The sequence below is a fragment of the uncultured Marinobacter sp. genome, from assembly GCF_947488835.1.
Classification (GTDB): domain Bacteria; phylum Pseudomonadota; class Gammaproteobacteria; order Pseudomonadales; family Oleiphilaceae; genus Marinobacter.
In genome coordinates, this window is the sequence record NZ_CANLBK010000002.1 from 488,042 (window position 1) to 502,583 (window position 14,542).

The 14,542-nt window shown below is 53.5% G+C and carries 15 protein-coding genes; 8 read left to right on the plus strand and 7 right to left on the minus strand.

Annotation, left to right across the window (positions count from 1 at the left end; translation table 11 throughout):
• The first annotated feature begins 95 nt into the window (after nucleotides 1–95).
• Both Q0824_RS11195 and Q0824_RS11200 read left to right on the plus strand, forming a co-directional pair.
• Nucleotides 96–1,520 carry a hypothetical protein gene (locus tag Q0824_RS11195; RefSeq protein ID WP_298450345.1) on the plus strand — a complete coding sequence of 475 codons (1,425 nt, stop codon included), beginning with the start codon at nucleotides 96–98 and terminating at the stop codon, nucleotides 1,518–1,520.
• Complete coding sequence (locus Q0824_RS11200) at nucleotides 1,492–1,866, plus strand: hypothetical protein (RefSeq protein ID WP_298450522.1); 375 nt, start codon at nucleotides 1,492–1,494, stop codon at nucleotides 1,864–1,866. The genes Q0824_RS11195 and Q0824_RS11200 overlap by 29 nt, the downstream gene beginning before the upstream one ends.
• 83 nt (nucleotides 1,867–1,949) lie before the next feature.
• Here Q0824_RS11200 and Q0824_RS11205 read toward each other — a convergent pair whose 3' ends face one another.
• Complete coding sequence (locus tag Q0824_RS11205; protein ID WP_298450347.1) at nucleotides 1,950–2,513, minus strand: cold-shock protein; 564 nt, start codon at nucleotides 2,511–2,513, stop codon at nucleotides 1,950–1,952.
• Between the two features lie 263 nt (nucleotides 2,514–2,776).
• Between Q0824_RS11205 and Q0824_RS11210 the strand changes: the two genes are divergently transcribed.
• Nucleotides 2,777–2,995: a SlyX family protein gene (locus Q0824_RS11210; RefSeq protein ID WP_298450348.1), complete on the plus strand. Its 219-nt coding sequence runs from the start codon at nucleotides 2,777–2,779 to the stop codon at nucleotides 2,993–2,995.
• Nucleotides 2,996–3,076: 81 nt separating this feature from the next.
• Here Q0824_RS11210 and dapE read toward each other — a convergent pair whose 3' ends face one another.
• From dapE to map, 6 genes are read right to left on the minus strand one after another with little or no spacing between them, the layout of a single operon-like run.
• Nucleotides 3,077–4,213: a succinyl-diaminopimelate desuccinylase gene (gene dapE / locus Q0824_RS11215; RefSeq protein ID WP_298450350.1), complete on the minus strand. Its 1,137-nt coding sequence runs from the start codon at nucleotides 4,211–4,213 to the stop codon at nucleotides 3,077–3,079.
• Nucleotides 4,200–5,228: a 2,3,4,5-tetrahydropyridine-2,6-dicarboxylate N-succinyltransferase gene (dapD, locus tag Q0824_RS11220; protein WP_298450352.1), complete on the minus strand. Its 1,029-nt coding sequence runs from the start codon at nucleotides 5,226–5,228 to the stop codon at nucleotides 4,200–4,202. The genes dapE and dapD overlap by 14 nt, the downstream gene beginning before the upstream one ends.
• A 31-nt stretch (nucleotides 5,229–5,259) precedes the next feature.
• Complete coding sequence (locus Q0824_RS11225) at nucleotides 5,260–5,601, minus strand: ArsC family reductase (RefSeq protein ID WP_298450354.1); 342 nt, start codon at nucleotides 5,599–5,601, stop codon at nucleotides 5,260–5,262.
• Between the two features lie 3 nt (nucleotides 5,602–5,604).
• Nucleotides 5,605–6,801 (minus strand): succinyldiaminopimelate transaminase, encoded by a 1,197-nt coding sequence (dapC, locus tag Q0824_RS11230; RefSeq protein ID WP_298450356.1) that lies wholly within the window; start codon nucleotides 6,799–6,801, stop codon nucleotides 5,605–5,607.
• Nucleotides 6,798–9,443, minus strand: coding sequence for a [protein-PII] uridylyltransferase (locus Q0824_RS11235; RefSeq protein WP_298450358.1), 2,646 nt, complete (start codon nucleotides 9,441–9,443; stop codon nucleotides 6,798–6,800). The genes dapC and Q0824_RS11235 overlap by 4 nt, the downstream gene beginning before the upstream one ends.
• Complete coding sequence (gene map / locus Q0824_RS11240; RefSeq protein ID WP_298450360.1) at nucleotides 9,444–10,214, minus strand: type I methionyl aminopeptidase; 771 nt, start codon at nucleotides 10,212–10,214, stop codon at nucleotides 9,444–9,446.
• A gap of 262 nt (nucleotides 10,215–10,476) precedes the next feature.
• Here map and rpsB point away from each other — a divergent pair, with 262 nt between their 5' ends.
• From rpsB to uppS, 5 genes are all read left to right on the plus strand, one after another.
• Nucleotides 10,477–11,223: a 30S ribosomal protein S2 gene (rpsB, locus tag Q0824_RS11245; protein WP_298450362.1), complete on the plus strand. Its 747-nt coding sequence runs from the start codon at nucleotides 10,477–10,479 to the stop codon at nucleotides 11,221–11,223.
• A 93-nt stretch (nucleotides 11,224–11,316) separates the two neighbouring features.
• Nucleotides 11,317–12,186, plus strand: coding sequence for a translation elongation factor Ts (gene tsf / locus Q0824_RS11250; protein ID WP_298450364.1), 870 nt, complete (start codon nucleotides 11,317–11,319; stop codon nucleotides 12,184–12,186).
• Between the two features lie 181 nt (nucleotides 12,187–12,367).
• Nucleotides 12,368–13,096: a UMP kinase gene (gene pyrH / locus Q0824_RS11255; protein ID WP_298450365.1), complete on the plus strand. Its 729-nt coding sequence runs from the start codon at nucleotides 12,368–12,370 to the stop codon at nucleotides 13,094–13,096.
• A 41-nt stretch (nucleotides 13,097–13,137) separates the two neighbouring features.
• On the plus strand, nucleotides 13,138–13,695 hold the full coding sequence (frr, locus tag Q0824_RS11260) for a ribosome recycling factor (protein WP_298450524.1): 558 nt from the start codon (nucleotides 13,138–13,140) through the stop codon (nucleotides 13,693–13,695).
• Nucleotides 13,696–13,762: 67 nt separating this feature from the next.
• Nucleotides 13,763–14,533 carry a polyprenyl diphosphate synthase gene (gene uppS / locus Q0824_RS11265; RefSeq protein ID WP_298450367.1) on the plus strand — a complete coding sequence of 257 codons (771 nt, stop codon included), beginning with the start codon at nucleotides 13,763–13,765 and terminating at the stop codon, nucleotides 14,531–14,533.
• Nucleotides 14,534–14,542: the final 9 nt, after the last annotated feature.

The window sequence follows — 14,542 nt, forward strand, 5'->3', positions numbered from 1 at the left end:
GCGCGAAACAACCATAGAATTGCGAAGATACTAAAAGTTAGTTTTAACTAACGCTTCAAGCATCAGGACGATGCGATAAAACAGGGAAATGTTTGATGGAAGATTGGCAAGGATGCCTCGCCCCCCAATGTCAGACCGCATTGCTGTACGCCCGCGAAGATGTTGATCGTCGTGGCGGCGTAGTCATAACGGTTGAAGATTTCCTGCTCGCTTTGTTGGAATCCAGCCCTTCCGTGAGCAACTTCTTGCGCGGCTCAGGCGTGGATATGGACGAGCTGATCCGCACCATACAATGTGAACAACCCATAGTGACTGAAGTAGGCGGTGAAGGCCTGCTGTCCTCCCAGCTTATCTATTGGCTGGCAACTGCCCGAGAATCCTTTGGTACGCCTGCCTGGCTTGATTGGCCTCAGCTTCTGGAAGTGCTCGCAAGGCATGCAGAGCGCCTGCAGGAAAAGGCTTACGTTGCCGTGCTGGAGTTGGTGTCACGGTGGCCTGAATCGAGTGAAATGTGTAGTGAAGGCGGGCGTTCGGAAAGGCCAGGCATTGAGGATGAAGAGGCAGTGCCGATAGTGATTGCTGATGCGAATTGGATCGAGCTTGCAGAAGATGTCGCCATTACTCTTGCCGCAACGCCGGGCGTTGTAGTGTGGGTCAGGGGAGAGCGTGGCGCGGGCAAGTCTGTTTGGCTGCGGTCCCTATTGTCGTCACTGGCACAGCCATATGTTGAGATGGATCTGCGCAGTGAAACGGAGGTAATGGCCAGCGAACTTGCGGTCATTCCCGCCAATGGTGAAAAGCCTTGGCCGGTTTTGGTGCTGGATAATGTATCGCCGGTCGATTTGATGGTATTGATGGATCGTCCTTTGGGTCTGGCATCCGAGCTTGTTCAGCGATGGCAAGGGCCTATAGTGCTGTTGGGGCCAGATACGCCACAAGGCAGCGAAAAGCCATGCCGTGCTCTGGAGCAACAGCTTGGGCGTACGCTGGAGGTATGTAACATGCCGCTATCCAGCGAGCTGCAACGCAAAGCCATTCTGGTTGCCCATCAAGCAAACATCGAGCGCCGCTGGAATATACTGCTCTCTCAACCCGTGATTCAATTTGCCTCATCCCGGCACAGTCGATGTGTGTGTACGCCCGGAGGAATGTTGCAGTGGGTGGAGCGAGCTGCGGCACGGCTGGAACTGTTTGCGCGGCGTGGCCCGGTAGGATCCGTAGCTTTGTCCGGGCAGGCCGACACGCTCCGGCGTCAGAGCCTTGTTGCTATGGCGCGACAAGAACCACTCGAAGAGATTGAGCAGTCGTTAGAGGAAATACATTTGCTGCGCACGGCTGCTGAAGTAGCCTGGCATGAACGCAAAGCTGCCGGAACCTTGAACCGACTAATGGTGGAGGATTTACGGTATGAACTGGAACGCTGGCTTGCAGCGCGGCCCGGGCCGGTTCACTATGGGCCCCATTGTGATCACCACCATGGAGAATTTGCGAGTGCGGGATCTGGAAATCTACATTCGTGACCTGGAAGCAGGCGCCGTTCATTGTTGGCTTGAAGGTCATGTAAAGCAGTTGGTACTCGATGACAGTGATGTTGCATCCGTTACCAAGGGTACGGCTATTTTTGGGGACGCTCAGCTGAAAGTAACCCTCTATCCCCAGGCGTTCGGGAAGCGATTTACATCACTAATTATAGAAGGTGAGCAGCTACCCTGGAACAGCGATCTGGAGTGTGCACGCAGTGCATGGCGAACCATGGACACTGAAATCCGCTGCAGCCCGGGAGAGTGGAAAGAAGGCGAGCCGGCGGAAGATGAGAAATGGTGGCGGCTGGATAGTCGCGGTGAGCAGCTTGTTGTCTGGAACTGAGTGTTCAGAAACTGAGTTGCCCAGAACGAAAAAAGGCAGCCGCTAAATAAATAGCAGGCTGCCTTTTTACATCAGATCAGGTTTCAGTCGCTCAGGATAGAAACATTATCTGCTTGCAGGCCCTTGTCGGCGTCAACAACGCTGAATCGAACCAGTTGGCCTTGGCGAAGCACGCGGCGGCCACTTCCACGAATGGCGCGGAAGTGAACAAATACTTCGTCTCCGCTGTCGCGGACAATAAAGCCGAAGCCCTTCTTGACGTTAAACCACTTTACAGTGCCTTCTTCGTCGCCTTCCGGGCTGTCGTCGTCGTAGTCGGCCTCATCATCGGCATAGTTCTGGTTGGAACTCTGGCTACGTGATGGTGAGCTGGCGCGCTTCGACGAGCCCCGTGTGGGCTGCTTGGCTGCGATGGCAACGGCCACAAAGCCGACAATGCCAAAAACAATTAAGCTGATAACGTATGCTGCGATACCCTGCGCGCTGCCGAGAACGAACGGCGTGCTTGTTGCCAATTCATTGCTCTGGGACTGAGACAGGATCTGGAACAGCTCCGGGGTAAAAGAAACCAGCAGAAAGCCTAGGATAAATGGGGCGGGAATAGCGATCAGAATAGCAACAAGGATCGCTTTGGCTGGATTACGCATTGACTGAGAATTCTCCATATTTCATTAACGCTGACGATAAAAAACCGGATATCGGGTAAAATCGTTTATCCGGCCAGTGATTACCGCCTGATTTCCTGGAAAACGGGAACTCGGGCGGGCAAAAGCGGCATGATAGCAGATTATCCCTGCTGCTTACCAAGCGCCTGTTGTGCCGAATGCCACAGAATGTCGTTAGAAGGCATTTTGGCTGCACTTTCTACCCATCTACGTGAATTATTCATCTGACGGAGCTTTAGTACCTGATGAGCCAAAAAGACCTGCAAAACAGACTGGATGAACTTGAAACACGGCTTGCCTTTCAGGACGACGTTATCAACACCTTGAGCGAGCAGGTAGCAAAACAGGAGATGGATATTCGTGAACTCTGGAATGCCAAGCGATTACTGCACAGTCAGATAAAGGATGTTTCTTCATCCAATATCAAGCGTGAAGAGGAAGAGGCTCCGCCTCCGCATTATTGATTCATGAATGCGTTCTTAGAAAGCAAAAGGCCAGGGCATAAGCTCTGGCCTTTTGGTTTCAGATCGTCTTGAGCCTGCAGTTCAGGCGAGCAGTTCCACCAGAATCTGTTCATAGATTTGGGAGAGGGTGTCCAGATCGTCAGCTTTCACACACTCGTTCACCTTGTGAATCGTCGCATTGATCGGTCCCAACTCCACAACCTGTGCGCCGGTAGGTGCAATGAAACGCCCATCAGACGTGCCCCCTGAGGTAGAGAGCTCGGTTTCACGCCCGGTCACATTGCGGATGGCGCTTTGAGTGGCGGAGACCAATGCACCTTTATCAGTGAGGAAAGGTCGGCCACTGAGATGCCATTGCAGGTCATATTTCAGGTTGTGCCGATCAAGCGTAGCGACAACCCGCTCTTCAAGGCTTTCTGCAGTGTTCTCTGTGCAGTAACGGAAGTTGAAGTGCACCAAACACTCACCGGGAATGATGTTACTACCGGTGCCGGCTTCAACTTTGGTGATCTGAAAAGTGGTGGGTGGGAAGTAATCGTTGCCGTTATCCCAGAACTCGTTAGCCAAGGAGTGCAGAGCGGGTGCAACGGCATGAATGGCATTTTCCGCCAAGTGCGGGTAGGCCACGTGGCCTTGGGTGCCATGCACAGTGAGGTAGCCGTGCAAGGAGCCGCGCCGTCCATTCTTGATCACATCGCCCACTTCTTGCGTGCTCGATGGCTCACCAATCAGACACCAGTCCATCTTTTCTGAACGGGCTTCCAGTGCTTCGATCACCTTTACGGTGCCGTTCTGGGCCGGGCCTTCTTCATCGCTTGTGATCAGCAGAGCAATGGAGCCACGATGATCTGGATGGGTGCTCACGAAACGCTCGCAGGCAGTAACGAATGCCGCAAGGCTGCCTTTCATATCTGCAGCGCCACGGCCAAGGAGGTAACCGTCTTTTATAACCGGGTCAAACGGTGGATGAGCCCAGTTTTTCTCCGGCCCGGTAGGCACCACATCGGTATGGCCGGCAAACGCCAGAACAGGGCCCTCAGTGCCTTTACGGGCCCAGAGATTGTCGGTATCGCCAAAGCGCATGTGTTCGCCGCTAAATCCAAGAGGGGCCAGGCGAGACATCATCAACTCCTGGCAGCCGGCGTCTTCTGGAGATACCGAAGGGCGGCTGATCAGGTCAATGGCCAGGTCGAGCGTTGGGGATTTAGTTGTTTGCATGCAGTTCTTCATTCAGCTCGATGGCGGATTGGTTGGTTTTGCATTCCACAGCGCCGGATTGGCTGTTGCGGCGGAAGAGCAAGTCTGGCTTACCGGCCAGATCGCGGGCTTTTACCACTTCCACTAGCTCGTTGCTGCCGTCGAGTAAGGCAACCTTGGTGCCGGCTGTGACATACAGGCCGGATTCAACCGTGCAGCGATCACCCAGAGGAATGCCGATGCCCGCATTCGCGCCGATCAGGCAGTTTTCACCCACGGAAATAACCATGTTGCCGCCACCGGAAAGGGTGCCCATGGTGGAGCAACCGCCGCCCAGGTCGGAACCTTTTCCAACCATAACGCCCGCAGAAATGCGGCCCTCAACCATGCTCGTACCTTCTGTGCCGGCATTGAAGTTGATAAAGCCTTCGTGCATTACCGTGGTGCCTTCGCCCACGTAGGCGCCGAGGCGCACTCTTGCGGTGTCTGCAATACGAACGCCGCTGGGCACCACGTAGTCCGTCATTTGTGGGAATTTGTCGACGGATTTTACGTCCAGAGTCCGACCTTCAAGGCGGGCTTTAAGCTGGCGCTCCGGCAGCTCGTTCAAGTCAATGGCGCCTTCGTTGGTCCAGGCAAGGTTCGGCAACAGGCCGAAGATGCCGTCAAGTTTGAGACCGTGGGGCTTAACGTGTCGATGGGAAATCAGGTGCAGCTTGAGGTAAACCTCTGGCGTGCTGGATGCCGTACCGTCTGTTTGCAGGACGGTCACGACCACTGGGCGCTTGCTGCCGGCAGCCTTCTCTGCCAGTGACGCCTGCTCTGTGGCGCCGATCTGGCGTAGGGCAGTGGCTAGTTGTGTAAGCTGCTCAGCGGTTGCCTGGATGGCCTGATTGCCGCCCTGATAGTTCAGTACAGTTTCGACTGCATCTATCAGCTCTGTTTCCGGTGTGATCATCGGTTGCTGGTAAAAAACTTCCAGCCATTCGCCCTGGTTGTTTTGGCTGCCGATACCTATACCGAATGCAAAGCTCATGCAGTGATTGCTCCTGTCTATCTGATAGTTGCTATTTGATGGTTGTTGCCCAGTCGTCGGCGTTAAAGCCGACATACACTGCGCCGTTATGTTCGACCACGGGTCGTTTAATGATGGAGGTGTTTTCCAGCATGATGTCGTGGGCAGAAAGGGCGCCAATAGTATCACGAACCTCTTCGCTGAGCTTGCGCCAGGTGGTGCCTCGGCGGTTCAGCAGGGTTTCCCAGCCCACTGCCTCCTCCCATTGGGATAGCCGGTCCCCGTTCAGCCCTTCTTTTTTGAAGTCGTGAAACTCGTAAGAAATTCCCTGGTCATCAAGCCATTTGCGGGCTTTTTTGACGGTGTCGCAGTTGCGGATGCCGTAAAGTTTCATAACTCAGCTTGCCTTTACAAATTCAACAATGCGTTTTGCTGCTTCCACACACTCTTCCAGCGGTGCAACCAATGCCATACGAACCCTGTTCTCTCCCGGATTGTAGCCGTCCACAGTGCGGGATAAGTAGCGGCCGGGAAGAACATGGACGTTTTGCTGAGCCGATAACTCTTTCGCAAAGGTTTCGTCATCCATGGGCGTGATCGGCCATAGATAAAACCCGGCATCGGGAAAATCGACGTCCATCACTTCGCGCAGAATGGGCACTACAGCTTCAAATTTTGCGCGATAAGCCGCCCGGTTTTCCCGCACGTGGTCTTCATCCTGCCATGCGGCAATGCTGGCTAGCTGGTTATGAACCGGCATGGCACAGCCATGATAGGTGCGATAGCTCAGGTAGCCTTTGAGTATGCTTGCATCGCCGGCAACGAAGCCTGATCTAAGGCCTGGCAGATTGCTACGCTTCGAGAGGCTGTGGAAAACAACGCAGCGCGCGAAGTCGTGACGACCTATCGCTGCACAGGTCTGTAGTAAGCCTTCGGGTGGATTGTTTTCATCGGGGTAAAGTTCGGAATAGCATTCGTCTGAGGCGACGATGAAATCGTATTTATCTGCCAGTTCAATAACTTTTTTCAGTGTCTCTCGTGGTATGACAGCGCCGCTGGGATTGCCGGGTGAACACAGGAACATAACCTGGCAATCCAGCCATACAGAGTCGGGCACTGCATCAAAATCAGGAATGAAGCCGTTGGAGCCATCACAAGGAAGGTATACCGGCGTAGCACCTGCCAAAAACGCCGCGCCTTCATAAACTTGATAAAAGGGGTTGGGGCTTACAACGGTTGCCTGCTTGCTGGCATCCACCACTGCCTGCACCAGTGAAAATATAGCCTCCCGGGTGCCGTTTACCGGAACGATGTTCTGATCCGGGCTCAGGGAGCCAGTTTTCAGTTGGAAGCGCTTCGTAGCCCACTGACTTATCGTTTCCCGCAGCTCATCCAAACCACGGGTGGTGGGGTAGTTGGCCAGGCGATCCAGATTGTCGGCAATCACCTGCTTCACAAAGTCAGGAGCCGGGTGTTTGGGCTCACCGATACCAAGAGATATGGCTGGCAGATGCTTGGGTACCGAAATGCCTGCTTTGAGTTTCGCCAGTTTTTCGAAAGGGTAGGGGTGAAGCTTGTTCAAATTCGGGTTCATTGAATTTCATCCAGCATTTTGCACAGGTCTTGCTGCAGGGCGCGGCATACGGAAGGGTCGCTTATTGGCTCACCGTGCTCATCAGTCACAAAGAAAACGTCCTCCACCCGCTCGCCCAGGGTGGCGATTTTGGCATTACTCAGGCGTATGCGGTGATCCAGCAGTACCTGCCCAATCCGAGCCAGAAGGCCGGGGCGGTCAGGTGTCACCACTTCAATCACTGTGCGCTCGTTAACGGTGTCGTTAGAGAACAACACTTCAGTCGGGAACGCAAAATGCCTGAGTTGCCGTGGTGTACGGCGATGAATAATGTCCGGGTAGTCTTCAGGGTCGTCCAGCTCTTCGATCAGGCGCTTGCGTACCCGCTCTTTGCGGGCCGGGTCGATACCCAACGGCTGGCCCTTCTCATCCAGCACAACATAGGAACTGATTGTGAAAGGACCATCATTCGAACTGATGCGCGCATCCACAATGTTGAGATTGAGTTGTTCCAGTACGGCCGTGGTTGCTGCAAACAGCGTAGCTCGATCTTTAATGTAAATAATGATCTGGGAAAAGCCGTCTGTGGGGCCACCGTGAGTGTCCCGAATAAGCACGAGCGGGCCGGGCGTGTCGCCATGATTGATGATGGCTGCAGTTTGCCATGCTATATCAACCGTTGAGTCCTGCAGGAAGTAATCCTCGTCAACGGTTTCCCAGATAGCGTCTATCTGTTCATCATTGATATTTTGGGCATGAATAAGTTGCCTTGCCTCAGACTGGGTTGCGCGCACCCACTCCTGCCGGTCTACCGGAATCTCGGTGCCGCGCCTTAGGGCTCGTTTGGCTTCTATATACAGTTGACGCAGTAGAGATGCTCGCCAGGTGTTCCAGAGCTTGGGGTTGGTGGCGCTGATATCGCACACAGTAAGGATGTACAGATAATCCAGGTGCGCCTGGCTCGGTACCGCCCGAGCAAAGGAGCGAATGATGTCGGGATCAGAAATATCTTTACGCTGGGCCGTCATGGACATCAACAGATGGTTTTCCACCAGCCAGGAAACCAGCTGGGTATCGCGTTCGCTCAAATGGTGGCGCTGACAGAAAGCTTCAGCGTCCATGGCACCAAGCTCTGAATGGTCCCCGCCGCGGCCTTTTGCAATGTCGTGATACAGGCCAGCTATATAGAGCAGCTCGCGTTTGGGCAGGCCATGGATCAGACGCGCCGCTAATGGATAGTCGTCGCGGGCGTCCGGGCCGCTCATCCGCACCATGTTGCGCACTACCCGCATGGTATGAGCATCAACCGTGTATATGTGAAAAAGGTCGTGCTGCATTTGGCCAATAATCAGGCCGAACTCTGGCAAATAGCGCCCAAGCACGTTGTATTTCTTCATGGCTGAGAGGATTTCGTCCAGTGCATGGGGTGTTCGCATCAGTTCCATGAACAAGGATGTAACCGCCAGGTCAGAACGAAAGGCGTCGTCAATCAGGTGCCTGTGTGCCCGCAAAGACCGGATAGTCGTTGCCCGGATGCCCTTGATTTCAGGATGCTGGGCCATCAATACAAAGATTTCCATAATGGCGTAGGGCGAGTAGGCAAAAACCTGGTTATTTACTGCTTCTATATAGTGGTTGCGGATCTGGAAGCGATTGTTGATCGGCTGAATATTGTCTTCGGTGCCCGTGCCGAGTATGGCCTCGTCGTAAAACTGAAGAATAACGTCTGCCAATTCTGCCAGCGCCAGTACCGCACGGTAGTAGGATTGCATCATCAGTTCGACATCCAGTCGCTTGCCTTCGTCCTTATAGCCCAGCATTTGGGCCAAAGCGCGCTGATGATCAAATAGTAGGCGGTTTTCGTTACGGTCTGCGATCAACTGGAGGCCATAGCGCAATCGCCATAGCAGGGTTTCGCCTTCCAGCAGAACCTGGTGCTCCTCATCGGTAAGGATGCTGAAGCGGGTCAGGTCGGCGATACTCTGCAGGCCAAAGTGCCGCTTGGTTATCCAGCCAATGGTCTGTATGTCCCGCAGGGCGCCGGGTGAGCTTTTTACGTTGGGTTCGAGGTTGTACTCGGTGTCGCTATACTTTTTGTGGCGTCGCTGTTGTTCTTTGCGCTTGGCAATAAAGTAGTCGCGGTCGGTAATGATGTTGTCGGAGTACGCTTGCTCGCTGAGCTCTTTGCGTAACTCATCCGGCCCGGCAATTGTGCGGGTTTCCAGCAGGTTGGTCAGTGTGGCGACATCGCCTCGTGCTGCGGCTTTGCTTTCTTCAATGCTGCGAACACTGTGGCCGATGTCTAGCTTCAGATCCCAGAGCAGTGTGACAAAGGCGCCAAGATCCTCCTGCCAGCCCGGTTCGATACCCTCGCGGGTGAGCACAAGAAGATCAATATCCGAGTGGGGGTGCAGTTCACCCCGGCCGTATCCACCAACTGCTATCAGCGCAATGTCGGGTGAGCCGGAGAAAGGGTAGCGGTTCCAGATAAGCTTCAGAACGGTGTCGATGGTATCGGCTCTGGAGCGAACCAGAGCGCGCACGTCGGCACCCTGCCTGAAGGCTTCCGCATCTTCGTTGTAGCGTTCTTTTAACAGTTCCCTGGCTGCCATAACCGGGGAAGGGTCCCTGCTGATTCTGGCTTCCAGTTCCTGGCGCGTCACTTAGAAGGACTCCTCCGACCGTTTCGTCAGAACTTCATAACCATCCGCAGTGACCAGAATGGTGTGCTCCCATTGCGCTGAAAGCTTGTGGTCTTTGGTGACTACGGTCCACTGGTCTGGCAGCAGTTTGGTGTGGTACTTGCCTTGGTTGATCATGGGTTCAATCGTGAAGGTCATGCCTTCCTGCAGTGCCATCCCAGTGCCCGGCTTGCCGTAGTGCATAACTTGCGGCTCTTCATGGAACACTTTTCCAATCCCGTGGCCGCAATAGTCTCGCACCACCGAATAACGGTGTTTTTCAGCGTGCTGCTGGATTACATGGCCGATGTCGCCCAAGCGCGCGCCAGGCTTCACCAGCTCAATACCTTTATAGAGACATTCCTGAGTGATTTTGATCAGGCGCTCAGTACCGGGCTTTGGCTTGCCAACGATCCACATTTTGCTGGTGTCGCCGTGGTACTCATCTTTTATTACCGTAACGTCAATATTCACGATGTCGCCGTCCTTCAGAACTTTCTTTTCTGAAGGGATGCCGTGGCAGATAACATGGTTCACTGAAATGCATACGGATTTCGGAAAGCCTTTATAGTTCAACGGTGCGGGAATCGCATTTTGCTCGTTGACGATGTAGTCGTGGCAGATCTGGTTGAGCTCTTCGGTGGAAACACCAGGCTTGATGTGCTCCCCGATCATTTCTAGAACTTCAGCTGCCAGGCGGCCGGCCACACGCATCTTTTCAATTTCTTCCGGAGTCTTGATCGATACTTGCATTGGGCTTCCTATTGATTTGTGTCAAACGAGCATTTTAAGGTCCCCGGGCTCAGGGCACAAGGAAGCAAAGGCTCAAAAATAATGGCGCGGGGTGGTGGTTTTATGGTATAAACGCGCCCGCTGGAAACAAATCCGGCAAATTCGAGCACGTGTCAACACGTTGCCCCAGGGTGCCTGCTCCCGCTTTAAATCTATATAGGGAGCCTGGTTGGGGTAATTGGACGCGTGTAAGACTAACCCGAAGCTAAACTAAGGTAATATCATGGCTCAGGTAAATATGCGTGACCTGCTCAAGGCAGGTGCTCACTTTGGTCACCAGACTCGCTACTGGAACCCAAAAATGTCGAAGTACATCTTCGGCGCCCGTAACAAGATTCATATCATCAACCTTGAGCAGACTGTTCCTGCCATGAATGAAGCGCTTAACTTCGTTCAGCAACTGACAGAGAGCAAGAACAAGATTTTGTTTGTTGGCACCAAGCGCGCCGCAGCCAAGGTCATCAAGGAAGAAGCCGAGCGTTCCGGCCAGCCTTTTGTTAACCATCGCTGGCTCGGCGGCATGCTGACCAACTACAAGACCATTCGTCAGTCCATCCGTCGCTACCGTGAACTGGAAGCCCAGAGCAAAGACGGTACTTTCGATAAGTTGACCAAAAAAGAAGCACTTGAGCGCACCCGTGAAATGGATAAGCTCGAGCGTTCTATTGGTGGTATCAAAGATATGGGCGGTCTGCCTGACGCTTTGTTCGTTATCGACGTTGATCACGAGCGCATTGCCATTAAAGAAGCCAACAAGCTGGGCATCCCCGTTATCGGTGTTGTTGATACCAACAGCAACCCGGATGGTGTTGATTTTGTAATCCCGGGTAATGATGACGCTATTCGTGCAATCCAGATTTATGTGAAAGCGGTTGCTGACACCTGCCTGGAATCTGCTCAGGCTGGCGGCGCTGACGAATTTGTTGAAGTTGCCGAAGACTCTGCAGGCGCCGCTCCGGCTGCCGAGTGATACATCTGCATCACTGATGAGATATAAGACATGCCAGGGAGAGTGTCCTGGCATGTCTTCCCACCGATTTCAGAAAAGTTAAGAGGACTGAACATGGCTGCTATTACCGCTGCAATGGTCAAAGAACTGCGCGACCGCACTGGCCTTGGCATGATGGAGTGTAAAAAAGCTCTGGTTGAATCTGAGGGCAGTGTAGACGCGGCAATTGAAGAGCTGCGCAAGTCTTCCGGTCTGAAAGCTGCCAAGAAAGCAGGCCGTATCGCCGCTGAAGGTGTTTCGTTGATCAAGATCTCCGACGACAATACCGTTGCTTATATTCTGGAAGTTAACTCTGAAACAGACTTCGTTGCCCGCGACGAGAACCTTCTGAACTTTGCTAACGACGTGCTGAACGTTGCCTTTGAAAAAGGCGAGACAGACGTTGCCAAGCTGATGGAAGGTGAGCTGGAATCCAAGCGCGAAGCACTGGTTCAGAAAATCGGCGAAAACATTACTGTCCGTCGCCTGGTTTCAGTTAAAGGTCCGGTAGTGGGTGGCTACGTTCACAGCAACAACAAGATTGCTTCTGTTGTAGCTTTGACGGCTGGCGATGCTGAGCTTGCTCGTGATATCGCGATGCACGCTGCTGCAGTTAACCCGCGTGTTGCCAAGCCTGAAGATATGCCGGCTGAAGAGCTGGAGAAAGAGAAAGAAGTCATCCGTGCTCAGCCAGACATGGAAGGCAAGCCTGCCGAAATCGTTGAGAAAATGATGGGCGGCCGTATTCAGAAGTTCCTCAAGGAAAACAGCCTTGTTGAGCAGCCTTTCGTTAAAAACCCGGAGCAGACTGTAGGCCAGCTTATTAAAGCGGCCGGCGGCGAGCTGGTTGGTTTTGTTCGCCTGGAAGTGGGCGAGGGCATTGAAAGAGAAGAAGTAGACTTTGCTGCTGAGGTTGCTGCTGCAGCCGGTACTGGCAAGGCCTGATTTTTCTCGGCGCTGTGACGGTCAGTTACAGCGCCACCTGAGTCTGCCACGTTGGCTGGATTTTTCCGGCTCTCGTGGCGGGCTTGTATCTGAGATCCCCCTTTTTCAAGGAGTATGTCAGATGCAAGCCTGCAATGCGTATCACGCCGGATAGCAGTTAACAGACAAAAAGGGGATCAGTATGCCGACATCATCAAAAAACCAGCCAAGATACAATCGTGTTCTGCTCAAGCTCAGTGGCGAAGCCCTGATGGGCGAGCATGATTTCGGTATTGACCCCAAAGTTCTTGATCGGATGGCGCTTGAAATCGGTGCTTTGATTGGCATCGGCATTCAGGTTGGCCTCGTTATTGGCGGTGGCAACCTGTTCAGAGGGGCTTCGCTGAGCGAGGCTGGAATGGATCGTGTTACTGGCGACCACATGGGCATGCTGGCCACGGTAATGAATGGCCTTGCCATGCGCGACGCTTTGGAGCGTTCAAACATACGTACCCGGGTTATGTCAGCCATTCCCATGAGTGGTATTGTTGAGCACTATGATCGCCGCCGCGCTGTCCGCGATCTTAAAGACGGTGACGTTGTTATTTTTTGTGCAGGTACCGGCAACCCCTTCTTCACAACAGATTCTGCGGCGTGCCTGCGTGGTATCGAGATTCAGGCAGATGCCGTGCTGAAGGCAACGAAAGTAGATGGTGTGTACTCAGCGGATCCTTACCTTGACCCGACTGCAGAAAAGTACGACAAACTGTCTTATGATGAAGTACTCGACAAGAAGCTGGGCGTGATGGATCTGACCGCTATCCTCCTGGCGCGGGATCATGGGATGCCGCTGCGTGTTTTTGATATGAACCGTCCGGGCGCCCTGACGCGCATCGTGACCGGCGAGAAAGAAGGTACATTGATCGAATAACGGGTTTTATGCAGCCCGACGAACGAATTGAGGATGATTACGTGATTAACGACATAAAAGCTGAAGCCGAGAAGAAGATGGAAAAGAGCCTTGAGGCTCTGCACTCGGCGTTCAACAAGATCCGTACCGGCCGGGCCCACCCGTCGATTCTGGACAGTGTGATGGTTAACTACTACGGGCAGGAGACACCGCTGAAGCAGGTGGCGAGTGTTAACGTAGAAGATAACCGTACGTTGGCGGTGTCGCCTTGGGAAAAGAACCTGGTGCCCGTTATCGAGAAGGCCATCATGGCTTCAGATCTCGGCCTGAACCCTGCAACTAGCGGCGATCTGATCCGTATACCTATGCCGATGCTGACGGAAGAAACCCGTAAGCATATGGTTAAGCAATCGAAGGCGGATGCGGAGAATGGTCGTGTTTCCATCCGGAATGCCCGTCGCGATGCAAACAGCATGATGAAAGACCTGCTGAAAGACAAAGACATCAGCGAAGATGATGTGCGCAAGGGTGAGGACGAAATCCAGAAGCTGACAGATCGCTACATCGCTGAAGTCGAGAAGATGCTGAAAGCTAAAGAAGAGGATCTGATGGCGGTTTGATCGCCACGGTTCACTGCAAGCGAAACACGGCCAGTAGGGGTGTTCTATTGGCTGTACAGGGGATTTCATGACGGGATCAGTATCCGCAGAAATTCCGGTGTCGGCTGATAGCCGGCCCCGGCATGTGGCCATTATCATGGATGGTAACAACCGGTGGGCAAAATCACGCCTGCTTAAAGGAGTGGCGGGGCACAAGGCCGGAGTAGAGTCTGTCAGGGCCGTTGTTGAAACCTGTGCCCGCGAAGGCGTTGAAGTACTTACGCTGTTCGCCTTCTCAAGCGAGAACTGGCGGCGCCCAAAGGATGAAGTGTCGGCTCTCATGAAGCTGTTTCTTTTTGCTTTGGAGCGGGAAGTCAGAAAGCTGCATCGCAACGATATCCGCTTACGGATCATTGGTGACCGTTCCGCGTTTAATGCGACCCTGCAAGAGCATATGGCCAAGGCAGAGGAGCTCACCCGCAACAACACCAGAATGACTCTTGTCATCGCTGCAAACTACGGCGGCCATTGGGATATTGCCCAGGCAGCCCAGCAGGTTGCCCAAATGGTGAAGAGCGGCGAGCTTGAACCTACTGATATTACCGATGATCTTATACAGCAGCACCTGAGCATTGGTGATCTTCCAATGCCGGATCTGATGATCCGGACGGCCGGTGAGCAGCGGATCAGTAACTTCATGCTTTGGCATCTCGCCTATACCGAGCTGTACTTCTCGCCCGTGTTCTGGCCCGACTTCAAAGAAGAAGAAATGTGCAAGGCATTGCAGGCCTATGCCGGACGTCAGCGCCGTTTTGGTCAGACGGACGACCAGATCGTGGCCAAGACGTCACAACAATAACGAATGACA